Source organism: Tepidimonas fonticaldi, from assembly GCF_007556755.1.
Lineage (GTDB): Bacteria > Pseudomonadota > Gammaproteobacteria > Burkholderiales > Burkholderiaceae_C > Tepidimonas > Tepidimonas fonticaldi.
The window spans coordinates 34,405-59,655 of the sequence record NZ_VJOO01000004.1 but is presented as its reverse complement, the minus strand read 5'-3'; the positions used below and the strand labels follow the sequence as shown (position 1 = coordinate 59,655).

26 protein-coding genes and 1 tRNA gene are annotated in these 25,251 nt (G+C 70.4%); 3 read left to right on the top strand and 24 right to left on the bottom strand.

Annotated features, from left to right (window positions below; genetic code table 11):
- Positions 1-20: 20 nt before the first annotated feature.
- From Tfont_RS03475 to Tfont_RS03445, 7 genes are all read right to left on the bottom strand, one after another.
- Positions 21-1,922: a SurA N-terminal domain-containing protein gene (locus Tfont_RS03475; protein ID WP_143968403.1), complete on the bottom strand. Its 1,902-nt coding sequence runs from the start codon at positions 1,920-1,922 to the stop codon at positions 21-23.
- A gap of 23 nt (positions 1,923-1,945) precedes the next feature.
- A tRNA-Val gene (locus tag Tfont_RS03470) sits at positions 1,946-2,021 on the bottom strand.
- 43 nt (positions 2,022-2,064) lie between these two features.
- Complete coding sequence (locus Tfont_RS03465; protein ID WP_068607441.1) at positions 2,065-2,340, bottom strand: HU family DNA-binding protein; 276 nt, start codon at positions 2,338-2,340, stop codon at positions 2,065-2,067.
- A 77-nt stretch (positions 2,341-2,417) separates the two neighbouring features.
- Entirely contained in the window at positions 2,418-3,548 is a 1,131-nt protein-coding gene (locus Tfont_RS03460) for a tartrate dehydrogenase (protein ID WP_143968402.1), read from the bottom strand.
- A gap of 38 nt (positions 3,549-3,586) precedes the next feature.
- Positions 3,587-4,480 carry a DMT family transporter gene (locus Tfont_RS03455; protein ID WP_143968401.1) on the bottom strand — a complete coding sequence of 298 codons (894 nt, stop codon included), beginning with the start codon at positions 4,478-4,480 and terminating at the stop codon, positions 3,587-3,589.
- Complete coding sequence (gene pgsA / locus Tfont_RS03450; RefSeq protein ID WP_068607446.1) at positions 4,477-5,043, bottom strand: CDP-diacylglycerol--glycerol-3-phosphate 3-phosphatidyltransferase; 567 nt, start codon at positions 5,041-5,043, stop codon at positions 4,477-4,479. Before pgsA ends, Tfont_RS03455 begins: the two co-directional genes overlap by 4 nt.
- A 19-nt stretch (positions 5,044-5,062) precedes the next feature.
- Positions 5,063-7,069: an excinuclease ABC subunit UvrC gene (locus Tfont_RS03445; protein WP_143968400.1), complete on the bottom strand. Its 2,007-nt coding sequence runs from the start codon at positions 7,067-7,069 to the stop codon at positions 5,063-5,065.
- Here Tfont_RS03445 and earP point away from each other — a divergent pair.
- The 3 genes from earP (at position 7,068) to Tfont_RS03430 (ending at position 9,876) form a co-directional block, all read left to right on the top strand.
- Positions 7,068-8,258 (top strand): elongation factor P maturation arginine rhamnosyltransferase EarP, encoded by a 1,191-nt coding sequence (gene earP, locus Tfont_RS03440; protein WP_143968399.1) that lies wholly within the window; start codon positions 7,068-7,070, stop codon positions 8,256-8,258. The genes Tfont_RS03445 and earP overlap by 2 nt on opposite strands.
- 37 nt (positions 8,259-8,295) lie before the next feature.
- Positions 8,296-8,850 carry an elongation factor P gene (efp, locus tag Tfont_RS03435; protein WP_068607450.1) on the top strand — a complete coding sequence of 185 codons (555 nt, stop codon included), beginning with the start codon at positions 8,296-8,298 and terminating at the stop codon, positions 8,848-8,850.
- A 96-nt stretch (positions 8,851-8,946) separates the two neighbouring features.
- A complete protein-coding gene (locus Tfont_RS03430; RefSeq protein ID WP_143968398.1) occupies positions 8,947-9,876 on the top strand; it encodes an LOG family protein in 930 nt (309 codons plus the stop codon).
- 30 nt (positions 9,877-9,906) lie between these two features.
- Here Tfont_RS03430 and Tfont_RS03425 read toward each other — a convergent pair whose 3' ends face one another.
- The 17 genes from Tfont_RS03425 to Tfont_RS03345 all read right to left on the bottom strand — a co-directional run bounded on the left by Tfont_RS03425 (position 9,907) and on the right by Tfont_RS03345 (position 25,163).
- Positions 9,907-10,254, bottom strand: coding sequence for a Na+/H+ antiporter subunit G (locus tag Tfont_RS03425; protein WP_068607454.1), 348 nt, complete (start codon positions 10,252-10,254; stop codon positions 9,907-9,909).
- A 13-nt stretch (positions 10,255-10,267) separates the two neighbouring features.
- A complete protein-coding gene (locus tag Tfont_RS03420; protein WP_185974460.1) occupies positions 10,268-10,549 on the bottom strand; it encodes a K+/H+ antiporter subunit F in 282 nt (93 codons plus the stop codon).
- Positions 10,546-11,124 carry a Na+/H+ antiporter subunit E gene (locus tag Tfont_RS03415; RefSeq protein WP_143968397.1) on the bottom strand — a complete coding sequence of 193 codons (579 nt, stop codon included), beginning with the start codon at positions 11,122-11,124 and terminating at the stop codon, positions 10,546-10,548. The genes Tfont_RS03420 and Tfont_RS03415 overlap by 4 nt, the downstream gene beginning before the upstream one ends.
- On the bottom strand, positions 11,121-12,791 hold the full coding sequence (locus tag Tfont_RS03410) for a monovalent cation/H+ antiporter subunit D (protein ID WP_143968396.1): 1,671 nt from the start codon (positions 12,789-12,791) through the stop codon (positions 11,121-11,123). The genes Tfont_RS03415 and Tfont_RS03410 overlap by 4 nt, the downstream gene beginning before the upstream one ends.
- The gene (locus Tfont_RS03405) at positions 12,791-13,162 is read right to left on the bottom strand and encodes a Na+/H+ antiporter subunit C (protein WP_221934259.1); all 372 of its coding nucleotides are present in this window, start codon (positions 13,160-13,162) and stop codon (positions 12,791-12,793) included. The genes Tfont_RS03410 and Tfont_RS03405 overlap by 1 nt, the downstream gene beginning before the upstream one ends.
- Before the next feature lie 2 nt (positions 13,163-13,164).
- Positions 13,165-15,996, bottom strand: a complete 2,832-nt coding sequence (locus Tfont_RS03400; RefSeq protein ID WP_143968394.1) for a monovalent cation/H+ antiporter subunit A — start codon at positions 15,994-15,996, stop codon at positions 13,165-13,167.
- 114 nt (positions 15,997-16,110) lie between these two features.
- On the bottom strand, positions 16,111-16,470 hold the full coding sequence (locus Tfont_RS03395) for a cation:proton antiporter (protein WP_143968393.1): 360 nt from the start codon (positions 16,468-16,470) through the stop codon (positions 16,111-16,113).
- A complete protein-coding gene (locus tag Tfont_RS03390; RefSeq protein ID WP_143968392.1) occupies positions 16,467-16,736 on the bottom strand; it encodes a monovalent cation/H+ antiporter complex subunit F in 270 nt (89 codons plus the stop codon). Before Tfont_RS03390 ends, Tfont_RS03395 begins: the two co-directional genes overlap by 4 nt.
- Entirely contained in the window at positions 16,733-17,113 is a 381-nt protein-coding gene (locus Tfont_RS03385) for a Na+/H+ antiporter subunit E (RefSeq protein WP_143968391.1), read from the bottom strand. The genes Tfont_RS03390 and Tfont_RS03385 overlap by 4 nt, the downstream gene beginning before the upstream one ends.
- 1 nt (position 17,114) lies before the next feature.
- The gene (locus Tfont_RS03380) at positions 17,115-18,569 is read right to left on the bottom strand and encodes a proton-conducting transporter transmembrane domain-containing protein (protein WP_143968390.1); all 1,455 of its coding nucleotides are present in this window, start codon (positions 18,567-18,569) and stop codon (positions 17,115-17,117) included.
- The gene (locus tag Tfont_RS03375) at positions 18,566-19,003 is read right to left on the bottom strand and encodes an NADH-quinone oxidoreductase subunit K (RefSeq protein WP_143968389.1); all 438 of its coding nucleotides are present in this window, start codon (positions 19,001-19,003) and stop codon (positions 18,566-18,568) included. Before Tfont_RS03375 ends, Tfont_RS03380 begins: the two co-directional genes overlap by 4 nt.
- Positions 19,000-19,455, bottom strand: coding sequence for an MnhB domain-containing protein (locus Tfont_RS03370; protein ID WP_143968388.1), 456 nt, complete (start codon positions 19,453-19,455; stop codon positions 19,000-19,002). The genes Tfont_RS03375 and Tfont_RS03370 overlap by 4 nt, the downstream gene beginning before the upstream one ends.
- Positions 19,452-21,779: a hydrogen gas-evolving membrane-bound hydrogenase subunit E gene (gene mbhE, locus Tfont_RS03365; RefSeq protein WP_143968387.1), complete on the bottom strand. Its 2,328-nt coding sequence runs from the start codon at positions 21,777-21,779 to the stop codon at positions 19,452-19,454. The genes Tfont_RS03370 and mbhE overlap by 4 nt, the downstream gene beginning before the upstream one ends.
- A 170-nt stretch (positions 21,780-21,949) precedes the next feature.
- Entirely contained in the window at positions 21,950-22,951 is a 1,002-nt protein-coding gene (locus Tfont_RS03360; protein WP_068607464.1) for a 2-hydroxyacid dehydrogenase, read from the bottom strand.
- Positions 22,952-22,975: 24 nt separating this feature from the next.
- Positions 22,976-23,740: a nitroreductase gene (locus tag Tfont_RS03355; RefSeq protein WP_143968386.1), complete on the bottom strand. Its 765-nt coding sequence runs from the start codon at positions 23,738-23,740 to the stop codon at positions 22,976-22,978.
- On the bottom strand, positions 23,737-24,192 hold the full coding sequence (locus Tfont_RS03350; RefSeq protein WP_143968385.1) for an acyl-CoA thioesterase: 456 nt from the start codon (positions 24,190-24,192) through the stop codon (positions 23,737-23,739). Before Tfont_RS03350 ends, Tfont_RS03355 begins: the two co-directional genes overlap by 4 nt.
- Positions 24,189-25,163 (bottom strand): histone deacetylase family protein, encoded by a 975-nt coding sequence (locus Tfont_RS03345; RefSeq protein WP_143968384.1) that lies wholly within the window; start codon positions 25,161-25,163, stop codon positions 24,189-24,191. The genes Tfont_RS03350 and Tfont_RS03345 overlap by 4 nt, the downstream gene beginning before the upstream one ends.
- Between the last annotated feature and the right edge of the window lie 88 nt (positions 25,164-25,251).

Sequence of the window (25,251 nt, the reverse complement as noted above, 5' to 3'; positions counted from 1 at the left end):
GGGTTTCCCCCTCGCGCCGCTCACTTGACCAGGATCTCGGCCTTGTAGCGCTGCCGCAAGGCCCCCAGGTAGGCCTGGGCCTCGCCCTCGCCCCACAGCCGGGCGAGTTCTTGTCGTTCGTTGAGCAGACGCACCGCATCGGGGGCCTCGCGCGGGGGGCCGCGCCGCACGCGCAGCACGGCCGCACCGTCGGCCCCCAGATCGACCATCACCCACGCGGGGGCGTCGCCTTCCAGCCGGGCGCTCATGGCCGCGCGCACGGCCGCCGGCGGCAGGCCCTGGGCGTCCTGGCGCGACACCAGCACCGGCGTGCGCAGTGCCGATGCGGCCGGGGTCTGGGCGGACCATTGGGCCTGGGCGGCACGGGCGGCCTCCAGCGCCGCCGCGCGGGCGCGTTGCTGAACCAGCCGCTGGCGCACCTCGGACGCCACGGCCTCGAACGGCCGCCGCTCGGACGGCCGGTGCGCCAACACGCGCACGGACAGCAACCGGTTGCCGCCCAATTCGATCGCCGCGCTGTTGCGCTTCTGGCCCAGGGCCTCTTCGTTGAAGACGGCGCGCAGCAGCGCCGGCTCGCGCAGCAGCGCATCGGCCGCGGCCCCGACCGGGCCGGTACGTTCGACCGTCGCGCGGTGCACCGTCAGGCCCAGGGCCTCGGCCGCGGGTGCCAGGGTGTCGGACTGTTCGTACACCAGATTGCTGAAGCGCTCCGCGTCCTCGGCAAACCGCCGTTGCGCGAGCTGGCGGCGCACCTCGGCCTCGATGCGGGGGCGGGCCTTCTCGAACGGCTCGGCCTCGGGCTGGCGCACGTCGGTGAGCTGGATGATGTGCAGACCGAACTCGCTCTCCACGATGTCGGAGATCTGCCCCTTCTGCAGCGCAAAGACCGCATCTTCGAAGGGCTTGACCATCGCGCCACGGCCAAACCAATCCAGGTCGCCACCCTTGGCAGCGGAACCCGGGTCTTGCGAGCGGGTGCGGGCCAGCTCGGCAAACCGCTTGGGATCGCGGCGCACCTCGGCCAGAATCTGCTCGGCCTCGGCACGGACACGGGCCTTTTCGTCGGCAGAGGCGCCGGGTGGGAGCAGCAGCAGGATGTGGGACGCGCGACGCTGCTCGGCGCGCGAGGTGTCGGCCACGTTTTGCCGGTAGTAGTCGCGCAGTTCGGCTTCGCTGGGGGTAATGCGCGCGGCGACGGCCTGGGGATCCAGGACCACGTATTCGATGTCCGCCTGCTCGGGCGTGCGGAATTCATCCGCATGTTCGTCGTAGAACGCCTTGAGGTCGGCATCCGACACCTGGATGGCCGACGCGTGATCCGCCGGCCGGAAGAACGCCGGCGCGACTTCGCGCCGCTCGAAAAACGCCTGTGCGGCCCACTCGGCCGAGGCCTTGGGCATGAAGGCGCTGTCCGCCACCGCCTGGGTGACCGCGCGGCGCGCGAGGTCGGCGCGCACGCCCGCCTCGAACTGCTCGGCCGTCATGCCCTGGGCGCGCAGCAGGTCCTGGTAGCGTTGCACATCCAGGGTGCCATCTGGCTTGCGCAGGCCGGCGATCGTCGGGTCGCGCAGCAGCTCCGCCGCCAGCCGGCGGTCGGTGGCCACCAGCCGCATGTCCTGCGCGGCGCGCGCCAGCACCCGTTCGGTGACCAGACGCTCCAGGGTCGCGCGCCGGCTGTCCTCGCTCTCCAGCAGGGCGCGGTCCACCCCGGGCATCGACGCTGCCAGGCGCTCGACCTCGCGCCGGTGGGCGGCGTCCCATTCGGTGCGGGTGATGCGTTCGCCGCCCACCCGGGCCACGGGCTCGGACTGATCGCGAAACCGGGTGTAGCCCTCGATGCCGAAGAAGACGAACGAGGGGATGATCAACAACATGAGCAGGGCCATGAGCACCTTCATGTTGTTGCGAAAGACGTCGAACATGACCTGCGCGCTTCGGGAAGGGTTGGTGGGTGCTGACGGGATCGAACCGCCGACCTACGCCTTGTAAGGGCGCCGCTCTACCAGCTGAGCTAAGCACCCGATCCGGTGACTGCCAGGACCACGGATCCGGCAGCCGGAGCGGTCATCCGTTGACGGCGTCTTTGAGCGCCTTGCCCGGACGGAATTTTGGCATTTTAGCCGCAGCGATATCGACCACTTCCCCCGTCTTGGGGTTGCGTCCCTTGCGGGCCGCGCGTTCATCCACCTGGAAGGTGCCAAACCCCACCAGCGTGACGTCGCCGCCGCGGGCCAGCGTGTCCGAGACCGTGGCCAGGAAGGCGTCGAGCGCGCGCGCGGCCTCCTGCTTGGTCAATTCCGCCCGCTCCGCGATGTGATCGATCAGTTGTGCTTTGTTCATGTGCAAGACTCTCTCCAAATCCGGCGGACGCGACGGCCCACCGGCGCGAAAAAGGGGCGTATTCTACCCACGCCGTTTCATGCCCCGGCGCACAGCGCCTCGGCCCGCAGTGCCTCGGCGATGGCGCGGCCGAGGTCGGCGGTGCCGGCGCGCCCACCCAGGTCCGGCGTGCGCGGCGCGCCGCTGCCGGGCGCCAGCGCCGCCTCGATCGCGCGCACGATGGCGTCGTGCGCGTCGCGGTGGCCGAGGAAGTCCAGCATCAGCGCGCCGGACCAGATCTGCCCGATCGGGTTGGCGATGCCGCGGCCGGCGATGTCCGGCGCCGAGCCGTGCACCGGCTCGAACAGCGACGGAAAGCGCCGCTCCGGGTTCAGGTTGGCCGACGGCGCGATGCCGATCGTGCCGGTGCAGGCCGGCGCCAGGTCGCTCAGGATGTCGCCGAACAGGTTGCTGGCCACGACGACGTCGAAGCGGTTGGGCCGCTGCACGAAGTGCGCGGTCAGGATGTCGATGTGGTACTGGTCCACCGCCACGTCCGGGTAGCCCGCCGCCATCGCGCGCACGCGCTCGTCCCAGTACGGCATCGTAATGGCGATGCCGTTGGACTTGGTGGCGCTGGTCAGGCGGCCGCGGCGGCGGCGCGCCTGCTCGAACGCGAAGCGCAGCACGCGATCCACGCCGTGGCGCGTCATCACCGTCTCCTGCACCACCAGCTCGCGCTCGGTGCCCTCGAACATGCGCCCGCCAATGCTGGAGTACTCGCCTTCGGTGTTCTCGCGCACGATCAGCATGTCGATCTCGCCGGGCGCGTACGGCGTGCCGTCGGCGCGCACCAGCGGCGAGCGCACCCCCGGCATCAGCCGCGCCGGGCGCAGGTTGACATACTGGTCGAACGCGCGGCGAAACTGCAGCAGCGAGCCCCACAGCGAGACGTGGTCGGGAATCTTCTCGGGCCAGCCGACCGCGCCGAAGTAGATCGCGTCGAACCCGCCGAGGAGGTCCTGCCAGTCGGGCGGCAGCATGGCGCCGTGGCGCTCGTAGTACGGCCAGCAGGCGAAGTCGAAGGTCTCGAAGCGCAGGTCGAGGCCGAAGCGGCTGGCCGCGGCCTCCAGCACACGCAGGCCCTCGGGCATGACCTCGGTGCCGATGCCGTCGCCGGGGATGACGGCGATGCGGTGCACCGGGACGGGGATGGGCGAGGCGGTCATCAAGCGGTCTCCTTGGTCGATGGTCTCGGCGCGACGGTTCAGCGCGGCGGACCGCCGCGCACCACCAGCGCCACGCCCAGGGCGGTGAGGGCCGTGCCGGTCAGCGTCGTGGCGGTGATCGGCTCGCCGAACAGCACCCAGGCGATCAGCGCCGTGCACGGCGGCACCAGGTACATGAGGCTCGCCACCGATGCGGCCGCGCCGCGCTGGATCAGCAGGTACAAGAGCGAACTGCCGCCCAGCGTCAGGCCCAGCACCGACCACGCCATGGCGCCGGCGGACTCCAGGTTCCAGTCCATCGGCTCGCGCTCCAGCCACGCCAGCGGCAGCGTCACCAGCAGAGCGGCGGCCAGCTGCACGGTATTGGCGGTGCGCACGTCGCAGGGGGCCAGAAAGCGCTTCTGGTACAGCGTGCCGGCGGTGATGGACAGCAGCGCCGCCACCGCGAACGCCACGTTCACCGGCGTGGCGCTGTCGCCGGGGCCGCCGTGGCCGAACTTGTGCCAAACCACCAGCACCAGCCCCGCCAAGCCCAGCGTCAGCCCCAGCCACTGGCGCGCCGTCACGCGCCCGCCGGTGGCGGACAGCCACACCGCCGTCAGCACCGGCTGCAGCCCGACGATCAGGGCTGAGAGCCCCGCCCCCATGCCGGCCTTGACGGCCGCCCACACGCCGCCCAGGTAGCCGGCGTGCATCAGCACGCCGGTGACGGCCAGGTGCCCCCATTGCGCCGGCGCGCGCGGCCACGCCACGCGGGCCCACGCGATCCACACGCCGAAGCAGGCGATCGACAGCGCGTAGCGCCACGCCAGGAAGGTCATCGGCGGCGCGTGCGGCATGCCGAAGCGCGCGACGATGAAGCCCGTGCTCCAGATCAGCACGAACACCGCGGGCATGGCGCGGATCCAGGCGGAGTCGTCGGCGGCAGTCATCGGGCGCGGGCACGAATCTCGGGAACGGCCTTGTTGAGGTAGTACACCATGGACCACACCGTCAGCACCGCGGCGGCCCAGATCAGCACCGTGCCCCACCAGCGCGTGTCGATGCCCATCAGCACCCCGTCGTACAGCAAAAACGGAATGGCCACCATCTGCGTGGCCGTCTTGGCCTTGCCCACCATGTGCACGGCCACGCTGCGCACCGCGCCGATGGTGGCCATCCATTCCCGCAGAGCGGAAATGGCGATCTCGCGCCCGATGATGATGAGCGCGACGAACACATGGACGCGGTCCAGGCTGACCAGCTCCAGCACGCAGGCGCAGACCAAAAACTTGTCCGCCACCGGGTCCAAAAAGGCACCGAAGGCCGACGTTTGGTTGAGCCGCCGCGCCAGATAGCCGTCGGCCCAGTCGGTCAGCGCAAACACCACGAACAGCACCGTGGCCAGGGCGTTTTGCGCCGGCAGCGTCAACCCGGGCCAGTGGAACACCGCGACGATCAGCGGGATCGCGGCGATGCGGGCCCAGGTCAGCAGCGTCGGCAGGTTGAAAAACATGGCGTCCGATTATGCGTCCTTATCCGTGCAGGGCCCGGTAGATGGTCTCGGCCAGTTCGGCGGAAATCCCCTCCACCGCGGCCAAATCCTCCACACTGGCCGCCGCAACCCCCCGCACCCCGCCAAACCGCGCCAGCAGGCGGGCACGCTTCTTGGGCCCGACGCCGGGGATGTCCTCCAGCCGGCTGCCCCCCGTGCGGGCCTTGGCGCGGCGCGCCCGCATGCCGGTGATCGCAAAGCGGTGCGCTTCGTCGCGAATCTGCGCCACCAGCATCAGCGCGGCGGAGTCGGCACCCAGGTAGATCTTCTCCCGCCCGTCGGCAAACACCAGCTCCTCCAGCCCGACCTTGCGGCCCTCGCCCTTTTCCACGCCGACCAAGCGCCCCAGGTCCAGACCCAGGGCGCCAAACACCTCGCGCGCGGCGTTGACCTGGCCCACACCGCCGTCGATGAGCACGACGTCGGGCAGACGGACCTGGGCCTCGCTGCGGGGGCGGGTCGTTCCCTGCGCATCCGACTCCGCCGCAGCCACGCCCGCGTCCCCGCCGGCGTCCGCCAGCGCGGCGGCCAGCTTGCCATAGCGGCGCTGCAGCACCTGGCGCATGGCGGCATAGTCGTCGCCCGGGTTGATGCCCTCGATGGCGTAGCGCCGGTATTGCGAGGGCTGCATCTGGTGGCCCTCGAACACCACGCACGACGCCATGGTCGCCTCGCCCGCGGTGTGCGAGATGTCGAAGCACTCGATGCGCAGGCGCGCCAGGGTCTCGGGCGACTCGGCGGGCAGGCCCAGCGCCTCGGCCAGGGCGCGGGTGCGCGCCTGCTGCGAGCCTTCTTCCGCGAGCAGGCGCGCCAGTTGCAAATCGGCGTTTTTCTGCGCCATCTCCAGCCACAGCCGGCGCTGCTCGCGCGGATGGAATACGGGCCGCAGCCGCACCCCGGTCTGCTCGGACAGGGCTGCCAGCAGCGCCTCGTCCACCGGCGCCCCCAGCACCAGCACGGGCGGTGGCGGCACCTGCGTGTAGTGCTGGGCCAAAAAGGCCTCCAGCACGCGCTGCTCCACCGTGCCCGGCTGGTCCGGATCGGCCAACGCCGCGCCGTCCTCCACATGCGCCGGAAAAGCGGGCCGGTCCCCCAGGTGGCGGCCGCCGCGCACCATCGCCAGATTGACGCACGCCCGCCCCCCCTGCACCCGGACGGCCAGAATGTCCACGTCCTGGTCGTCCAGACTTTCCATGCTCTGCTGATGCAGCACGCGCGACAGGGCCGCGATCTGGTTGCGCACCTCGGCCGCCTGCTCGAACGCCAGCCGCTCGGCGTGGGCAAACATGCGCGCCTCCAGCTCCGCCAGCACGGCCTGGCTCTCGCCGTTCAGAAAGGCGCTGGCCGCGCGCACATCGGCCGCGTAGTCCGCGGGCGACACCAAGCCCACGCACGGGCCGCTGCAGCGCTTGATCTGGTAGAGCAGGCAGGGCCGGGTCCGGTGCGCAAACACCGTGTCCTCGCAGGTGCGCAGGCGAAACACCTTTTGCAGGAGTTGGATCGTCTCCTTCACCGCCCAGGCGCTTGGATAGGGGCCAAAGTATTGGTGGCGCCGATCCACCGCCCCGCGGTAGTACGACATGCGCGGATAATGGTCGGGGTTGGCGGCGCCTGGGGTGCGCCCTGCCTGGGGCGCATCGGGCACCCAGGTGCTCGCGCTCAGGCGCAGGTAGGGGTAGCTCTTGTCGTCGCGAAACAGAATGTTGTAGCGCGGCTGCTGGGTCTTGATCAGGTTGTTTTCCAGCAGCAGCGCCTCCGCCTCGGAGCGCACCACCGTGGTTTCCAGCCGCGCGATCTTGCCGACCATGTGGCCGATGCGCGTGCCGTCATGGGTTTTCTGGAAGTAGCTGCTGACGCGCTTTTTCAGATCGCGCGCCTTGCCCACGTAGAGCAGCGTGCCGGCCTCGTCGAAATACCGGTACACGCCCGGCAGCGACGGCAAGGCCGCCACCGCGCGCAACAACTCGTCCGAATGCACTGCTGACATGTCCGATCCCGTCTTGCACTCCACCGCGCCGGCCACCGGGGGCCGCGACAGCGCGCACTGTACCGCGCCCGCCGCCCCGCGTTCGCTGAACGCGGCCCCTCCCCCACTGACCTGGGACGTGTTTTGCCATGTCATCGACAACTGGGGCGATGTGGGCGTCTGCTGGCGCCTGTGCCAGCAACTCGCCACGGCGGGTCAGCGGGTGCGGCTGTGGATCGACGACGCCGCCGCGCTGGACTGGATGGCCCCCGGCGCGCGCGCCGGGCACGTGCCCGGTGTGCAGATCCACCCGTGGCCGCGCGGCCGGGCTGACTGCCCGCCCCCGTCCCTGCCCCCGGCAGACGTGCTGGTGGAGGCCTTTGGGTGCCATGTGCCCGACGCCTGGGTGGCGGCGCTGCTGCCGCCCGTGGGCCGCGACGGACGGCCCACCGTCTGGCTGAATCTGGAGTACCTCAGCGCCGAACCGTGGGTCGCGCGCAGCCACGGCCTGCCCTCGCCCGTGCTCAGTGGCCCCTTGGCGGGGCGCACCAAGTGGTTTTTCTTCCCCGGCTTCACGCCCGACACCGGCGGACTGCTGCGCGAGGCGGACCTGGCGCAACGCCAGGCCCGCTTCGACGCCCAGGCTTGGCGCGCGGCCAGCGGGCCCCATGACGGCCCCTGGGTCAGCCTGTTTTGCTACGAGCCGGGCGCCCTGCCCCGGCTGGTCGTCCAGCCCGCCTTGGCCACCGCGCAATGGCTGGTCGCGGCCGGCCGCAGCGCCGCGGCCTGGGCCGCCCTGGCACCGCCCCTGCCGATTGGCGCCGCCGCGCGCGTGCTCGAGAACGTACCGCAGCCCGGCTTCGACGAACGCCTGTGGGCGTGCGACCTCAACCTGGTGCGCGGGGAGGACTCCCTGGTGCGTGCCCTGTGGGCCGGTCGCGCATTCCTGTGGCAACTCTACCCGCAGGACGATGGCGCCCACCACGACAAGCTGGAGGCCTTTCTGGCCTGGCTGGACGCCCCGGCGGACTGGCAGGCCTGGCTGCGGGCGTGGAACGGCGTCCCGGGGGTCGATCCCCCCGCGCTGACGACCGAGCGCCTGGCCCGGTGGCAGGCCGCCGCCCGCGCCGCCCGCGACCGCCTGTGGACGCAGGACGACCTGTTGACGCGGCTGCTGGCCTTCGTGTACGGCCGCCGCGGTACAATGTGAGGTTTATCAGTCGAATCACACCCCCGCCAGAGGTACCATGAAACTCGCCCAAGAAATCCGCGCCGGCAACGTGATCATGCAGGGCAAGGACCCGATGATCGTCCTCAAGACCGAATACCAGCGCGGCGGCCGCGGCGCCGCCACCGTGCGCATGAAGCTCAAGGCGCTGCTCAACAACAGCGCGACCGAGGTCGTCTTCAAGGCCGACGACAAGATCGACAACATCATCCTCGACAAGAAGGAGTGCACCTACTCCTACTTCGCCGACCCGATGTACGTGTGGATGGACACCGAGTACAACCAGTACGAGGTCGAGGCCGAGAACATGGGCGACGCGCTCAACTACCTGGAGGACGGCATGGCCGCCGAGGTGGTGTTCTACGAGGGCAAGGCCATCTCGGTGGAACTGCCGACGTCGCTGGTGCGCGAAGTCACCTGGACCGAGCCGGCCGTCAAGGGCGACACCTCCGGCAAGGTGCTCAAGCCCGCCAAGATCGCCACCGGCTTCGAGGTCATGGTGCCGATCTTCGTCGAGCAGGGCGACAAGATCGAAATCGACACGCGCACCGGCGAATACCGCAAGCGCGTCTGATACCGCCACGCCGACCGGGCGCCGGAATTTGCCGACGCCTGCGGAATCCAACAGGCCCCACCCGGGGCCTTTTTCACGCCTGGAGCACCCGCGATCATGCACGACGACGCCACCGCCCCCACGCATCCGGACCACATCCACGACCTGCAAACCCGCCGGCTGGCCGATGCCATCGTCGAGATGCACCTGCTGTCCGAAGACGGCACCCGCCCGCCGCCCGACGCCTACCGGCTGGCATTCGCCGACCCGGAGTTCCTGCTGCGGCGCGAGACACGCGGCATCCGCTTCCAGCTCGAGTTGCTCAAGCCCGATCTGGCTCAGGCCGACGCCGGCATCGAAAACACCATCGTCGTGTTTGGCAGCGCGCGCTTTCGCGAACCGGCCGAGGCCGATGCTGCGTGGCACCGGGCGCAGGCCAGTGGTGATACCGAAGCGATCCGCCGCGCCGAGGCGCTGCGGCGCAACGCCCGCTTTTACGACGAGGCGCGGCGCTTTGCCCAACTGGTGGCGGCCTACAGCCAATCCTGCCCCAAGGCGGATCAGCTCTACATCGTCACGGGCGGGGGGCCCGGCATCATGGAAGCGGCCAACCGCGGCGCGCACGACCTCGGAGCGCCCAGCGTCGGGCTCAACATCCTGCTGCCGCACGAACAAGCCCCCAACCCCTACATCAGCCGGGAGCTGTGCTTCAAGTTCCACTACTTTGCGCTGCGCAAGATGCACTTTTTGATGCGCGCGAAGGCGCTGGTGGCCTTCCCCGGCGGCTTCGGCACGCTGGATGAGCTGTTCGAGGTGCTGACCCTGGTGCAGACCCGCAAGGCCAAGCCGGTACCGGTGTTCCTGTACGGCAGCGCGTACTGGAAGCGCCTGATCAACTTCGACGCCATGGTCGACGAGGGCGTCATCTCGCCCGAGGACCTGGATCTGTTCACCTATGTGGACACGCCCGAGGCGGCCTGGGAGGGCATTCGCCACTTCTATGGCCTGCCCGAGGCCTGCCCGGTGGACGGCACTCCCGCCGCTTGAGCGGGACGGCTCGCGCGGGACGCCCCTGCGTCAGCGGTCTGCCGCGCGGCGCTCCGGCACGGCGTCGCGCGGGACGGGCGCCTGGGATGCCAGGCGCATGTGCAGCGCAGCCTGGGCCATCAGGTTGGCGGACACCGGCGCCGTCACGAACACGAACAGCGTGATCAGCAGCTCCGCGATGCCGGGCCGGCCATGCGCCAGCGTCACCAGCATGGACGCGATCAACACCCCGCCCACGCCCAGCGTGGAGGCTTTGGTGGGGGCATGCAGCCGCATGTAGAAATCGGGAAAGCGGATCAACCCGATCGCCCCGACGAGCAGAAAAAACGACGCAACCAGGATCAGCACCGCGGCCAGGTTTTCCAGTACGACGCTCACGTTCGGCCCCTTCTCACTCGATCACGTCACCGCGGGTGACATAGCGCGCCAGCGCCACGGTCGAGACGAACCCCAGCATGGCCACGATCAGCGCCGCCTCGAACAGCAGCTCGGTGTCGAAGCGGATGTTGAGCAGGATGATCAAGGCGACCATCCCCATGTAGAGGGTGTCGAGCGCCAGGATGCGGTCGGGCAGCTCGGGCCCGCGCAGCAGACGCCAACTGCACAGCAGCACCGACAGCGCCACGACGACGATGCCGATGTTGAGTGCCCACAGCAGCAATGGACTGCTCATGCCTGCCCTCCCGTGCGCACACCGTGCGGGCTGTCGAGATCGACCTGAAAAATCCGCATCAGCGGGGCCTCGTAGCGGGCCTTCATGTCGGCCACCATCGCCTGCGGATCGTCGCAATTGAGGGCGTGGACCAGGATTTCGCGCCGCTCTTCGTCGATGGTCATGGACACGGTCCCCGGAGTGGTGGTGATGATGCTGGCAAACAGCGCATTGACGCGCGGATGGTCGGTGGCCAACGGCACGCGCAACCACGCGGGACGCGGCCGCTGCATCGACCCGAGCGTCAGCCGGGCCACCGTGATATTGGACACCACGATGTCCCACAACACCACGAGCAGCAGGCGCACCACCGTCGGCCAGTGCAGGCGGCTCGCATCGCCCAGAAAGGGAGCGAGCAGGCGCGGCACGCCCCAGGCAAGCGCCAGCGCCGACAGCAGATGCACCAGCGCCAGGCTGTGGGACAGCATCAGCCACGTCACGCCAAGTTGCAGCGACAGCACCGGATGGGGAAACAGCACCCGCCAGCCGGTGGGCGGCGTGCCGGGGCGGGTCGGCTCACGGGGGATGGCGCTCATGGCCGGCTCTCCTGTGCATCGGTCGGCGGTGCCGTTGGGCTGCTCGGCGCGGCCGGGCGGCGGCCGTCGTAGGGCCGCGTGGTGGGCACACCCACGCCGCCCTGGCGGGCCAGGACGGCGCTGGCATAGCGGGCCTTGTCGGTCAACTGCTGGGCCAGGGCGTCCGTATAGTTCTTGATCGGTGCGGCCCAGACGGCCATGGCCACGGTCACGGCCATGAAGGCCCACGGAGCGGCCAGCAAGCGGGCGCTGGTGCCCGACGCCTGCGGTGCCACCGCGGGCTGCACATGCCAGAACATGACGACACCGGCGCGGGCCAGCCCCAACAGGGTCAGAAAGCCCACCCCGATCAGCACGCTCCACACCCAGGGCTGCGCGGGCAGTCCCGCGGTGCTTTGCAGCAGCATCACCTTGCCCAAAAAACCGGGCAGCGGCGGCAGCCCCGCCGCCGACGCTGCGCCAAACAGCATCATGACGCCAAGCAGCACGGGCTCGCGCACCGCGGGGGCCGGCTGCAGCCGGTCGTGCATGGCCCCGCGCTGCGCCGCGGCCAGTTCCACGAACAAAAACAGCCCGGCGATCACGACGGTGCTGTGCAGCAGGTAGTACATCGCCGCGGACAAGGTCTCCGGCGTGAACAGGGCCACCCCCGCAACGATCGTGCCCACCGAGGACACGGTCAGGTACGCGACCAGCCGCCCCAGGGTGTGGGCCGCCAACGCGCCCAACACCCCAAGGACACTCGTCAACAGCGCCACGGGCAGCAACCAGGGCTGTACCGTCAGCGACGCGGCCCCGGCATCGACCCCAAAAATCACCCAATGGACGCGCACGATGCTGTAGACACCCACCTTGGTCATGATGGCGAACAGCGCCGCCACGGGGGCACTGGCCGCGGCGTAGGTCCCCGGCAGCCAGAAGTACAGCGGCACGAGCGCCGCCTTCAGGCCAAACACCACCAGCAGGATCAGCGCGGCGGACTGTGCCAGCCGCAGCGATGCGCCGTCCAGCCGCGCCACGTGCAGGGCGGCGTCGGCCATGTTGAGCGTGCCGGTGACCGAGTAGAACATGGACAACCCGATCAAAAACAAGGCCGACGCCGTCAGGTTGAGCACCACATAGTGCACCCCCATGCGCAAGCGCTCGCGCCCCAGGCCGTGCAGCATCAGCACGTAGGACGCGATCAGCAGCACCTCGAAAAAGACGAACAGGTTGAACAGGTCGCCCGTGAGGAACGCCCCGCTGAGCCCCATGAGCTGGAAATGGAAAATGGCGTGGAAATGCCGACCGCGCGTGTCCCACCCTCCGCAGGCGTACCACAGCACCGGGACTGCCACCAGATACGTCAGCAGCACCATCAGCGCCGACAGGCGGTCCAGCACCAGCACGATGCCAAACGGCGCCGGCCACTCGCCCAGCTCGTAGACGGTCAGCTCGCCGCCACTGGCCCGGCCGACCAGGGCCACGGCCAGGGCCAACCCCAGCAGGGCCGACGCCAGGCTGAGGCGCCGCCGCCAAGCGGCCCGCCCGCCGTCGTGCCCGCCCCCTTGCGCGGACATTCCATCGTGATCGCCCAACAACAGCAGGGCCATCCCGGTGAAGGACGGCAGCAGCACCGACAACACCGGGGCATGCTGCCCCCAAAAACCCAGCAATGCCGCCCCCATCACGCCGCCCCTCCGTCACGCGCGCCCGGCGCCGCCCCGCGGCTGCCGCCCGGCTCGGCCCCGTCCACATGGTCGCTGCCCCCCTCGTGGTGGCTGCGCAGCGCCAGCTCTACGATGAAGCCGGTGGTGGCAAAGCCGATCACGATCGCCGTCAGCACCAGCGCCTGGGGCAGCGGATCCGCCACGGGCTCGTTGCCGACGAGGATCGGATGCGCATCGGTCCACAGCCGCCCCATGACGAAGATGAACACATTGACCGCATAGCTGATCAGCGACAGACCCAGCACCACCGGAAAGGTCCGCCCGCGCAGCAGCAGGTAGATGCCGCAGGCGGTCACCAGACCGATGCCCGTGGCCACGAGAAACTCCATGCTCATGGGTGACGTCCTCCGCGGGGCGGGGTGGACGGAGGCGCCTCCACGCTGGCCGCCCCCAGAACCGATATGGTCAACAGCGTGGCGCCCACCACCGTCGCATACACCCCCAGGTCGAACAGGGCGGCGCTGGCCAGCGGCAGCTCACCGAGCAGGGGCACCTGCGGATGGCCATGCGCACTGGTGAGGAACGGCCGCCCAAACACAAACGCCCCGGCACCGGTCAGCCCCGCGATGGTCAGCCCCGAGCCGATCCAGCGCACAAACCGCCGCCCGCCCCCGGTGCGCAGCAGCGCCTCGGCGCGGTCCTGGCCCATCGCCATGGATTGCAGCACCAGCGCCACGGCAGTCACCAGCCCGGCGATGAAGCCCCCACCCGGCATGTTGTGGCCGCGCATGAAGATGTAGACCGCCACGACCATCGCCACCGGCAGCACGACCGACGCCGCCACCCGCAGCAGCAGCGGATGCTGCGCGAACGTCCAGCGCCGCCCCTGCGCATCGACGATCGGGCGGTGGGTGCGCATCCCTTCCATGAGCGCCAGCACCCCGATCGCCGCGATGGCCAGCACCGTGATCTCGCCAAAGGTGTCGTAACCGCGGAAATCGACCAGGATCACGTTCACGACGTTGGCGCCTCCCCCCATGGGCAGCGACTGCTCGAGGAAATACCACGCAATCGAGGCGTGATCGCGCGTCAGCATCACCCACGCGATCCAGGCGATCCCCGCGCCCCCCGCCAGCGCCAGCGCGGCGTCGCGCAGCCGGCGATTGCTCGACGATTCGCGCGGGGAGTGCTGGGGCAGCAGCGCCAGCCCCATCAGCAGCAGCACCGTCGAGACCAGCTCCACCGACAACTGCGTCAGCGCCAGATCGGGCGCCGACAATCCCACGAACACCAGCGAGGTCACCAGCCCCACCACGCCCACCAGCACCACGGCCTGAAAGCGGTGGTGGTGCGTCATCACCAGTGCCACGCAGGTGGCCGCCAGCAGCAGCCAGACCACGACGGCCAGCGGGTTGGCCGGCAACAGCTCGCGCCCGCCGGTGCCGATGTGCTCCCCCATCAGCGGGGCCGCGGCCACCACGATGGCGGCGCCCAACATCCACGCCACATAGCGCTGCAACGAACCGTTTTCCAGCGCCACGGACACCCGCCCGGCCAGGGCAAATGTCGCATCGACCGCGGACTCGAAGATCTGCCGCCCCGTCAGAGCCCCAAACCAGGCTTCGGATTGGATGCGATGCAGGCGCCGGCCCCGGGCCAGCCGGGCGTAGAACAGCCCACCGCCCACCAACGCCACGACGCTCATGAGCAGCGGCAGATTGACGCCGTGCCAGATCGCGAGGTGATAGTCCGGCAATTCGCGCCCGACCATGGCCGTCGCCGCCACATGCACCAGGGGCCCGAAGGTGGCGGCCGGCAACACCCCGACCGCCAGACAGGCCACCACCAGCAGGATGACCGGCAGCTTCATGCCCAGCGGCGGCTCGTGGGGATGGCGGTTGGGCACCTCGCCCAGCGGACCGTTGAAAAACGTGTCGTGCACGAAGCGCAGCGAATACGCCACGCTGCAGATGCCCGCGATCGTCACCGCCGCCGGCAGCCATACCCCTGCCGCGCCGGCGCCCGCCACGGCTTCGGCAAAGAACATCTCTTTGGACAAAAAGCCGTTGGTCAGCGGCACCCCGGCCATGGAGGCCGCCGCGACCAGGGACAGCGTCGCCGTCCAGGGCATGAACGCCCACAGCCCGCCCAACTGCCGCATGTCGCGCGAATGCGTCTCGTGGTCCACGATGCCGGCCACCATGAACAGCGACGCCTTGAACGTGGCGTGGTTGAGGACGTGGAACACCGCGGCCACGGCGGCCAGCGGCGAGCCCAAGCCGACCAGACAGGTCACCAGCCCCAGGTGGCTGACCGTGGAGTAGGCCAGCAGCCCCTTCAGATCGTGCTTGAAGATGGCGATGAAGGCGGCAAACACCAAGGTCGCCAACCCCGCCGCGGTGACGATGCCCTCGAACCAGCCCGAGCCGCCGAGCACCGGATACATGCGCATGAGCAGGAACACGCCGGCCTTGACCATCGTGGCCGAGTGCAGGTAGGCCGACACCGGCGTCGGCGCGGCCATGGCATCGGGCAGCCAGAAATGGAACGGAAACTGCGCGCTCTTGGTGAACGCCCCGAGCAGGATCAGCAGCAGCGCCGGTACGAACAGCGGGTCGGCCTGGATCTCGGCCGCGCGGCCGGTCATTTCGCTCAGCTCGAAGGTGCCGGCGATCCAGCCCAGCATCACCAAACCCGCCAGCATGGCCAGCCCGCCGCCGCCGGTCACGGCCAGGGCCTGGCGCGCGCCGCTGCGTGCCTCGGGCCGGTGGCTCCAGTACCCCACCAGCAGGAAGGACGACACGCTGGTCAGCTCCCAAAAGACGACCAGCAGCAGCAGGTTGTCCGACAGCACCACGCCCAGCATCGCGGCCATGAAGAGCATCATCACCGCGTAGAACTTGGCCGCCGAATCCTCGGGCGACAGGTAGTAGCTCGCGTACAGAATGATCAACAGCCCGATGACCGTGATCAGGCCCGCAAACAGGAACGACAGGCCATCGAGCCGCAAGCCGACGTTCAGCCCAATGTCATTCACCCAGGGGTGGAACTCGTACACCCCCGCACCGCTCCAAACGGCCGGCGCGTGCAGGACCAGCAAGGCCAGACTGCAGGCAGTCACGGCCGCGGCGGTCACCGCCGTCCAGCGGCGCGAACGGCCGCCCAGCCACCCTGTCAAAGTGGTGCCCGCGAGCAAGGGCAGTAAGACGATCAACAGCAGCACGGCAATCGGTCTGGCATGGGACAGGCGCGCACGGCGCCCGATCCGCCGCAGGGCGGGACGGGTCGAAAACCACCGATTGTAGGGAAGCGCGCCGGGGCGTTTTCGGCGCGGCGATCAGCCGCGGCCGGGGGGAAGCGACCCGGGTGCCGCGGGCCCCGCATCGCCGCCGACCACCGGGGCTCGCGCGGCGTCGGCCTCCTGCCCGGCTTCGCGCACCGCGGCACGGGCCAGCAGGTTGGAGGCGACGGGCAGCGTCGCCAGCAAAAAGCCGATGATCAGCAGCAGGCGCCAGGTCCACGACGGCTCGGCCACCGCAAACGCTGCGCCCGCGCACACCAGCGCCACCGCCAGCGTGCCCGCCTTGGTCGCGGCATGCTGGCGCGACAAGGCATCGGGCAAGGCGACGACGCCCCAGGCGGCGATCACCAGCAGGACCGCCCCGCCCCCCAGCAGCCACGCCCCAAGCCCGCTCATCGCCGCTCCTCCCCGCCCTGATCCACGACCCGGGCCCAACCCACCGTGGCCACGAAGCCGACGAGCGCCAGCCCAATCGCCACGTCCAGAAACACCGTGCGCGCCGTGGCCAGCGCCGCCGCCACGCACAGCGCCACCGCCGCCGCCAGAAAAATGTCCAGCGCCACGATCCGGTCCGCGTGGCGCGGCCCGCGCACCATGCGCCACGTGGCCAGCGCAATCGCCAGCCACGCGCCGACGATCAGCCACCACAGCACCGGGCTCATGCCACCCTCCCTGGGGCAGCCATCGCCCGGCCGAACAGCGCCACGAGCCCGGGCTCGAAGTCCCGGCGGATACCCTGCACCAACGCCTCGGTGTCGGACGCATCCAGCACATGCAGCAGCAGCTCGCAGCGCTCCAGATCAATGTCGATGGTGGTCGTGCCGGGGGTGAGCGTCACCATGCACCCCAGCAGGGCTGCGCCCTGCGCGCTCATCGGCGCAAAACGCACCCGCAAAAACGCCGCAGGCGGCGGCCGGCGGTCGCCCAGACTGGCGCGGGCGATCACCGCCACCGTCTGCACACCGGAGACCACCACCGCTTTCAAAAACCGCACGACCAGCACCGCGGCCGCCCATGTGCGTTGCACCCAGCGCCCCATGTCAGCGTCCCCCCAACGTGTCGGCCGCCGCCAGGCTGTAGGCCAGCAAGTGCTCGGGCTGCAGCCCGATGGCGAGCGTGATCAACGCCAGCCCCCCGGTCACGGCCCACGCGGGCGCCAGCCGGGCGTCGGCGGGCGGGGTCCAGTCCGGGCGGGGATGCGCCTTCCAGAACGCTTCCATCCAGATCTTCATCATCGAATACAGGGTCAGGACGCTCACCAGCAGCGCCACCCCGGTCCAGACGATGCGCCCCTGGTGCAAGGCCTCCTGCAGCACCCACAGCTTGGCCCAGAAGCCGGACAGCGGCGGAATGCCCACCAGCGACAGCGCCGGCACCAGAAACCACACCCCCAGCAGGGGACGGGTGCGGTACAGCCCGCCGATCCGGCGCAGGTCGTAGCTGCCGGTCAGGCGCCAGACCATCGCCACGATCAGGAACAAATTGGCCTTCACCACGATGTGGTGCAGGGTGTAGAACAGCGTCGCCGCATCCCCGGCGGGGCTGGCCAGGGCCACCCCGAGCAGGATGTAGCCGATCTGGCTGACGATGTGAAACGCCAGGATGCGGCGCATGTCCCAGTGGTAGGCCGCGCCCAGCACCCCGAACAGCATGGTCGCCGCGGCCACCCAGCCCAGGGCCTCGAACAGCACGTCGGGCGTGGTGACGAACACATCGCGCATGGCGCGCAGCACCGCGTACACCCCCACCTTGGTGAGCAGCCCCGCAAACAGCGCCAACACGGGCGCCGGCAGCGTGTGGTACGACGCCGGCAGCCACGCGAACAGGGGGAAAGCCCCCGCCTTGATCAGAAACGCCAGCAACAGCCCCGTGACGGCCAGCGTCGATGCCCACGGCGCCACCTGGGGCCAGGCGTGCGCGATGGCCCCGTAGTTGAGGTGGCCGCTGACCGCATAGACCATGCCGACGGCCATCAGCAGCAACAGCGTGCCCAGCAGGTTCAAAACGAAATACTTGAAGGTCGCATCCAACTGGTCCGCGCGCCCGCCGATGGCAAACAGCCCCACGGCGCAGATCAGCATCACTTCGAACCACACATACAGGTTGAACAGATCGGCGGTGGCAAACGCCCCGCCGACGCCGACCAGCACCCCGTGCAGCAGCGGCAGCGTCAGCGGGTGGGTCGGCCGCGTGTCCGCATCGCTGGCCAAAAACGCCAGCGACGCCACCCCCATGACCGCAGTGACCAGCACCAGGGCCGCGCTCAGGCGGTCCACCAGAAATTCGATGCCGAACGGCACCCCCCAGCCGCCGAAGACGGCCTGCGCCGGGCGGTCGGCCGCCGCCTGCGCGACCAGCGCCAGCGCGCAGCCCAGCAGCGCCCACGCCCCCGCGTGGCCCAGCCACCGTTGCAGGCGCGGCTGCCCCATGGTCAGGGTGGTCGCGGCCACCGTGGCCAACGGCACCAACACCGGGGAGACGGCCAGCGCGCTCATCCGCGGCCCTCCGGCGCAGGGTCGGCCCGGGGCGGCCACACTGGCTCGTGCGCGGCCTCCGCAACGGGCGGCTTGACCGCATCGGTCGGCACGGGCTCGGCCAGCCGCAGCGCCAGGGCATCGTCGGTGCCCACGCGCTGGATCAGGCGCAGCACCAGCGCGAGCGAAAAGCACACCAGCGCAAAGCCGATCACGATGGCCGTCAGCACCAGCGCCTGCGGCAGCGGATTGGCCGCGTCGCGCAGCACGGTCTCCCCCGGCACGACGACCGCCGGAGCGGACGGCCCCAGCCGCCCCGCGGCAAACAGCGCCAGATTGATCGCGCTGCCGACGATCGCCAGCCCCATCACCGCGCGAAAGACGTCGCGGGACAGCGCCAGGTACACCCCGGCCGCCACCGTCACCCCCACCGTCATGGCCAACACCCAGATCATGGCTCGCCCCCCTCCGTGGCCTGGGTCGCCTCGCCCAGCGCGAGCAGCGCCAGCGCATAGCCGGCCAGCGCCCCCCACACGCACAGATAGACCCCCAGGTCGAACAGCAGCACGGTGGACAGCGGCAGCGCCGCATCCCCCACGGACAGCGCCCCCCACCAATGCGTCAGATAAGCCTGCCCCTGCCACCAGGCGGGCACGCCCGACAGCCCCGCCACAGCCACGCCCGCCGCCGCCAGCCGCAGCGGCGAACCCAAGGGCAGACGGCGGCGGGCCGCCCCGCTGCCGCACGCCACCGCCCACAGCACCGACGCCGACGCCGCCACCAGCCCGCCAATGAAGCCGCCACCCGGCTCGTTGTGCCCGCGCAGCAGCACCCACAGCGACGCCAGCACGATCACGACATACAGGGGGCCGGAGACGACCTCGAGGATGACCGAGCGGGTTTTCATGGTGCCGCCCCTCCGCGGGTTCCCTGGGGCATCTGCTGGCGCATCGCCCCTGGCTGACCGCCGATGGCGCGCAACAGCGGCCACGCGGCCAGCAGCGACAGCATCACGACCGTGATTTCGCCCAGGGTGTCCAGCGCGCGGAAGTCCACCAGAATCACGTTGACGACATTGCGCCCCTGCGCATCCGGCACGCTGCGCTGCGCAAAAAACTGCGACAGGCTGGCATCGAACGGAACGGCCACGCTGACCAGCAACCACAGCGCCACCACTGCCCCAAAGCCCACCGCCACCGCGGCGCGCAGCGCGGTCGGCTGCGGCGCATCCAGCCCGTGGCCCAAGCCGCGGCGGCGCAGCTTCATCAGCACCGACGCCACGACGATCACGAACACGGACTCCACGACGAACTGCGTGAACGCCACATCGGGCGCCCCGGCAAACAAAAACACGACGCCGCTGCCAAAGCCCACCAGACCCGCCGCCAGCAGCAGCACCAGCCGGTCGTGCTGGAACAGGGCCAGCACCGCCCCCAAGGCGATCAACGCGCATGCGCCGCCGAAGCCCCAGCCCGGCGGCGTCCAGTCCGGCCACACCCAGGCCGCCCCTCCCACCAACAGCACGGTGCCCAAGGCGGTCGTCAACACCGCGAGCATCGCCACCCCGTAGCCCGGCAGGCGCCCGTGCTGCAGCCAGCGGGTCGCGGCCGCCGCCACGGTGGGGATCGCCCGCAGGCCGCGCTCGTACTGTGACGCCATGCCGATGGGCCCGACGCGCACCGCCACGCGCTCGAACAGGCGGTGCAGCGGATCCCAGAAAAAGAACACCGTCAAGCCGACCGCCAGGGTCACGGCCAAGGATAGCAGCGAGGGCCCGATCTCCAGCGCCAGCGCGACCACGACCGCTTCCGTCCCTGGCGTCATGGCGACCGAGGCCTCGGCGATCAAATCCTGCACCACATAGGGGAACACCCCCAGGACGATCCCCAGCCCGGCCAAGGCCAGCGGCGGCAGCACCAGCGCCCAGCCCCCTTCGTGAGCCTCGGGGGTCTCGTTGCTGCCGGGGTGGCGCCAAAACACCCGGATCGCGGCCACCGCCGCCACCGCCACGGCGATGGCGCCAAACACGGTGTTGGCCGCCCGCGCGAACGCGAACACCTCATCCCCGCCTTTGGCGGCCAGGATCACGTCCTTGGCGATGTAGCCAAACGACATGGGCATGCCCGCCATGGATGCCCCGGCCAGCAGCGCAGCGGCGGCCGTCCACGGCATGGCATGGCGCAGATTGCCCAGCCGGTCGATGACCCGCGTGCCCGTGCCGTGGTCGATGTTGCCCGCGACGAAAAACAGGGGCGCTTTGTACAGCGCGTGCGCCAGCAGCAGCGCCCCCACGGCGACCGTGGCCCCCTCGCCGCGCAGCCCCACCAGCGTCACCAGCGTTCCCAGCGTCGCCACGGTGGACCACGCCAGAATGCGCTTGAGGTCGCGCTCCCGCAGCGCCAGCACCATGCCCCACGCCGCGGTGAGCGACCCGGCCGCCTTCAGCGCCCACTCCCACAACGCCCATTCGCCAAACCCCGGGTCGAAGCGGGCCAGCAGATACACCCCCAGCTTGACCATCGTGGCCGAATGCAGGTAGGCCGACACCGGCGTCGGGGCCGACATGGCGTTGGGCAGCCAGAAATGGAAGGGAAACTGCGCGCTCTTGGTGAAGGCGCCGACCAGCATCAACACCAGCGCCGCGGTCAGGGTCGGGGATGCGGGCATCTGCGGCAGTTGCGCGACGATGGTGCTGATGCTCGTGGTGCCCATCGCCTGGCCGAGCAGGATGAAGCCCGCGAGCAGCGCCAGACCGCCGGTTCCCGTCACCAGCAGGGCCTGCTGCGCCGACTTGCGGCTGGCCGCGTCCTCGTGGTGGAAGCCGACCAGCAGAAACGACACCAGGCTGGTCAGCTCCCAAAAGACGAACAGCGTGATCAGGTTGTCTGCCGTCACACAGCCGATCATCGCCGCCATGAAGAGGGACAGCAGCCCATACAGCCGTCCTTGCTGGGGATGCCCGGCCAGATAGCCCCCGGCATACACGAACACGGCCGTGCCCACGCCCGTGATCATCAGCAGCATCAGCGCCGACAACCCGTCGATGTAGAAGGCGAGCTCGATCCCCGCGCTCGGCACCCAGGCCCAGCGGGCCTGGATCGGCAAGTCGTAGTGGCTCAACAGCCCCAGCACCCAGGCCAGCGCCGCCACCGGCAGCAGGGTGAACGCCGCCCGCGCGGCGAGGCCGAGGCCGGCGTCCGGTGCGCGCGGGGTGTGGTGGGCGTGGGCCATGGTCGGTGGGTAGCTGTCGATCCGCCAGGCCCCGCCTCCTCAAGGATCCTGCGCGGTGCCGTGCTCGAACGACGGATTCCGCACCGGCGGGAGAGTTCCCGCGCGCAGGGCCGGCCCGCGTGCCCGCACGGCCACCCCCACCCTGCCCTGCGCCCGCGCCGCAGCCCGATTCACGGGCGCGGCTCCCGGGGATGGTTCACCGGCGTCAAGGCGCGGCCTTCGGTCAAGTAGGCGATCAGGTTGTCCACCGCCAGATCGACCATGGCCCGGCGCGTGCGCACGGTGGCGCTGGCGATGTGGGGCGTGAGCACCACATTGGGCACTTCCAGCAGCCCGGGGTGGACGGCCGGCTCGCCCTCGAACACGTCCAACCCCGCGGCGGCGATGCGCCGGTCGCGCAGGGCTTGGGCCAGCGCGGCATCGTCCACGATACCGCCGCGCGCCAGGTTGACCAGCACGGCGGTGGGCTTCATGCGCGCCAGTTCCGCCGCGCCGATGATGTGGTGGTTTTGCGGCGTGTAGGGCAGCACCAGCACCACGTGGTCCGACTCGCGCAGCAGGGTGTCCTTGTCCACCCAGGTCGCACGGCAGTCGGCCTCGATGGCCGCATCGAGCCGGCTGCGGTTGTGGTAGAGCACCCGCATGCCAAAGCCATGCGCGCCGCGCCGGGCAATCGCTTGGCCGATGCGGCCCATGCCCAGGATGCCCAGCGTGGTGCCGTGCACCTCGGCCCCGGCGAACAGGTCGTAGGACCAGCGCGTCCAGCGGCCGGCGCGCAGGTAGTGCTCGCTCTCGGTCACCCGGCGCGCGGCTGCCAGCAGCAACGCAAAACCAAAGTCGGCCGTGGTCTCGGTCAGCACGTCGGGGGTGTTGGTGCCGACCACGCCGTGGGCGTCCATCGCGGCGACGTCGAAGTTGTTGTAGCCCACCGTCATGTTGGCTGCGATGCGCAGCGTGGGGCAGGCGCGCAGCAGCGCGTCGTCGATGCGCTGCGTGCCGGTCAGCAAAGCCCCGGCCTTGCCTTGCAGGCGGCGGATCAGCTCCTCGGCGGACCAGTCTTCGTCGGCCTCGTTGGCTTCGACGTCGAAGTGCGCGCGCAGACGCTGCACCGCCTCGGGGAACACGGCGCGCGCCACCAGGACCGACGGCCGACGGACGGCGGAATCATGCATGGGCCACTCCCAGCGGTAAACGGGTCATTCCAGCCACGTCACGAAGCGCTCGATCGGTTCGCGCGGGGTGACGAAGCGGTTGACCGTCGCCTCGGGGTCGGCGTAGCCGAGCGACAGGCCGCACACCAGCATCTCCTGCTCGGACGCACCGATGTGCGGCAGGATGATGCGCGCATAGTGGTTCCACGCCGCCTGGGGGCAGGTGTCCAGGCCGTGGGCGCGCGCCGCCACCATCAGGTTTTGCAAAAACATCCCCGTATCCAGCAGCGAGCCGCGCCCCATCACGGTATCGATGGTCACCATCAACCCCACCGGCGCGTCAAAGAAGCGGAAGTTGCGCTGGTGCTGGGCATGCATCTTGTCCTTGTCACCCTTGCCGATGCCCAGCAGCCCGTACAGGCCCCAGCCGTTCTCGCGCCGGCGGTCGATGTAGGGACTCACCCACTGGCTGGGGTAGTAGTCGTAGGCCTCCTGGTACTCCGCCGCCAGCGCCGGGTTGGCGCGGATGGCATCGTGGGCGGCGCACACTTTGTCCACCAGCGTGTCGCGCGCCTGCCCCTGCAGGACATATACCTTCCAGGGCTGGGTGTTGGTGCCCGACGGGGCACGCGCCGCCACCCGCAGCAGCCGCTCGATCAGTGGCCGGGGCACCGGCCGCGGCAAAAAGGCGCGCACCGAGCGGCGACCGACGATGGCCGCTTCGACCTGCGCCGGATCCAGCGGCTGGGCCCAGGCGCGCAGCGGATCCAGGTCCGCCTCGGCGTCGGCGATGGGCTCGGGTGCGTTCATGTCAGGGCCTCCAGGGTGCGTTGCAGGGCGGCGGGCAGCGCGGCGACCGGCCGCCGGCTGTCGCGATCGACATAGACGTGGACGAAGTGGCCGCGCGCGGCGCAGGTCTGCGCCCCCGCGGCGAAGATGCCCACTTCGTAGCGCACGCTGGAGCGGCCGATGTGGGCGACGCGCAAGCCGGCCTCGACCGGCTGCGGAAAGGCCAGCGGCGCGAAGTAGTGGCACTGTGTCTCGACCACCAGGCCGATGACGTCACCACCGTGGATGTCCAACGCCCCCTGCTCGATCAGGTGGGCGTTGACGGCGGTGTCGAACCAGCTGTAGTACACGACGTTGTTGACATGCCCGTAGATGTCGTTGTCCATCCAGCGCGTGCCGATGGGGCGAAAGGCGCGAAAGTGCGTCCTGGGCAAGGGCTGCGGGCGCTGGGGCGCGGGCGCGGCGGGATTCACGGCGGCGGTCTCCTCGGTGGTTCTGCCGCCGATTCTGCCACCGCGCGCCAGCGTCGCCAGTACGACAGCGCCACCGCATAGGTGGTGCGCTGCACGCGCACCGTGGTGGCGATGTCGCGGCCATAGCCGCCGGCCATGGTCATGGCCACGGGCAGGCGACGCTGCCACGCCCAGTCGAACACGCGCCGATCGCGCGCCTCCATGCCATCGTCGCTCAGGCGCAGCCGCCCCAGGCGGTCGCCCTCGTGGGGGTCGGCGCCCGCCAGGTAAATCACGAAGTCCGGCTCGAAGCGCCGCTCCAGCTCGCCCAGCGCCCACTCCAGCGCCTGCAGGTAATCGGCGTCGCCACAGCCGTCGGGCAACTCCACGTCGCAGTCGCTGGGCTCCTTGCGGAAGGGGAAGTTGCGCGCCCCGTGCAGCGACAGCGTGAACACCGACGGGTCGTCGCGAAAGATGCTGGCCGTCCCATTGCCCTGGTGGACGTCCAGGTCCACGATCGCCACCCGCAAGGGCCGGGCGCGTGCCGACGCCCCGCGCCGGGCCCATTCGGCCTGCATCAGGCGCGCCGCCACCGCGGCGTCGTTGAAGACGCAAAACCCGCCCCCTTTGTGGGCGTAGGCGTGGTGGGTGCCCCCGGCGATGTTGGCGGCGACGCCCTCGCCCGCCAGCGCCACCCGGCTGGCCTGGATGGTGGCGCCGACCGAGCGGCGCGCCCGCTCGGCCATCGCCGGGCTCCAGGGAAAGCCGATCTCCCGCTGCAGCGCCGGGGCGAGCGTCCCGTGGGTGATGGCGTCGATGTAGGCGGGTGTGTGGGCCAGCGCCAGCTCGCCGTCGCTGGCCGGCTCGGCCTGCTGCAGGCGAATGTCCGGCTCGCCGGCCAGGGCGTCGCGCAACAGGGCGTACTTGGCCATGGGGAAGCGGTGGCCCGGGGGCAGCGGCAGCACGAATTGGGTCGCGTAAAACACCTGCATGGCGCGCAGTGTGCCAGCGCGGCGCCACGCCCGCCGGCCGGCGCCCTATGCCCCGCAGATGCCGTCCCGATGCCCCGCGCCCCGCCGC

Bases quoted from the DNA above. Each gene is read 5' to 3' on its own strand.
- Tfont_RS03475 (WP_143968403.1), bottom strand. From the start codon at position 1,922: ATGTTCGACGTCTTTCGCAACAACATGAAGGTGCTCATGGCCCTGCTC.
- Tfont_RS03465 (WP_068607441.1), bottom strand. From the start codon at position 2,340: ATGAACAAAGCACAACTGATCGATCACATCGCGGAGCGGGCGGAATTG.
- Tfont_RS03460 (WP_143968402.1), bottom strand. From the start codon at position 3,548: ATGACCGCCTCGCCCATCCCCGTCCCGGTGCACCGCATCGCCGTCATC.
- Tfont_RS03455 (WP_143968401.1), bottom strand. From the start codon at position 4,480: ATGACTGCCGCCGACGACTCCGCCTGGATCCGCGCCATGCCCGCGGTG.
- pgsA (WP_068607446.1), bottom strand. From the start codon at position 5,043: ATGTTTTTCAACCTGCCGACGCTGCTGACCTGGGCCCGCATCGCCGCG.
- earP (WP_143968399.1), top strand. From the start codon at position 7,068: ATGTCCGATCCCGTCTTGCACTCCACCGCGCCGGCCACCGGGGGCCGC.
- Tfont_RS03445 (WP_143968400.1), bottom strand. From the start codon at position 7,069: ATGTCAGCAGTGCATTCGGACGAGTTGTTGCGCGCGGTGGCGGCCTTG.
- efp (WP_068607450.1), top strand. From the start codon at position 8,296: ATGAAACTCGCCCAAGAAATCCGCGCCGGCAACGTGATCATGCAGGGC.
- Tfont_RS03430 (WP_143968398.1), top strand. From the start codon at position 8,947: ATGCACGACGACGCCACCGCCCCCACGCATCCGGACCACATCCACGAC.
- Tfont_RS03420 (WP_185974460.1), bottom strand. From the start codon at position 10,549: ATGAGCAGTCCATTGCTGCTGTGGGCACTCAACATCGGCATCGTCGTC.
- Tfont_RS03415 (WP_143968397.1), bottom strand. From the start codon at position 11,124: ATGAGCGCCATCCCCCGTGAGCCGACCCGCCCCGGCACGCCGCCCACC.
- Tfont_RS03410 (WP_143968396.1), bottom strand. From the start codon at position 12,791: ATGGGGGCGGCATTGCTGGGTTTTTGGGGGCAGCATGCCCCGGTGTTG.
- Tfont_RS03405 (WP_221934259.1), bottom strand. From the start codon at position 13,162: ATGGAGTTTCTCGTGGCCACGGGCATCGGTCTGGTGACCGCCTGCGGC.
- Tfont_RS03395 (WP_143968393.1), bottom strand. From the start codon at position 16,470: ATGAGCGGGCTTGGGGCGTGGCTGCTGGGGGGCGGGGCGGTCCTGCTG.
- Tfont_RS03390 (WP_143968392.1), bottom strand. From the start codon at position 16,736: ATGAGCCCGGTGCTGTGGTGGCTGATCGTCGGCGCGTGGCTGGCGATT.
- Tfont_RS03385 (WP_143968391.1), bottom strand. From the start codon at position 17,113: ATGGGGCGCTGGGTGCAACGCACATGGGCGGCCGCGGTGCTGGTCGTG.
- Tfont_RS03380 (WP_143968390.1), bottom strand. From the start codon at position 18,569: ATGAGCGCGCTGGCCGTCTCCCCGGTGTTGGTGCCGTTGGCCACGGTG.
- Tfont_RS03375 (WP_143968389.1), bottom strand. From the start codon at position 19,003: ATGATCTGGGTGTTGGCCATGACGGTGGGGGTGACGGTGGCGGCCGGG.
- Tfont_RS03370 (WP_143968388.1), bottom strand. From the start codon at position 19,455: ATGAAAACCCGCTCGGTCATCCTCGAGGTCGTCTCCGGCCCCCTGTAT.
- mbhE (WP_143968387.1), bottom strand. From the start codon at position 21,779: ATGGCCCACGCCCACCACACCCCGCGCGCACCGGACGCCGGCCTCGGC.
- Tfont_RS03360 (WP_068607464.1), bottom strand. From the start codon at position 22,951: ATGCATGATTCCGCCGTCCGTCGGCCGTCGGTCCTGGTGGCGCGCGCC.
- Tfont_RS03355 (WP_143968386.1), bottom strand. From the start codon at position 23,740: ATGAACGCACCCGAGCCCATCGCCGACGCCGAGGCGGACCTGGATCCG.
- Tfont_RS03345 (WP_143968384.1), bottom strand. From the start codon at position 25,163: ATGCAGGTGTTTTACGCGACCCAATTCGTGCTGCCGCTGCCCCCGGGC.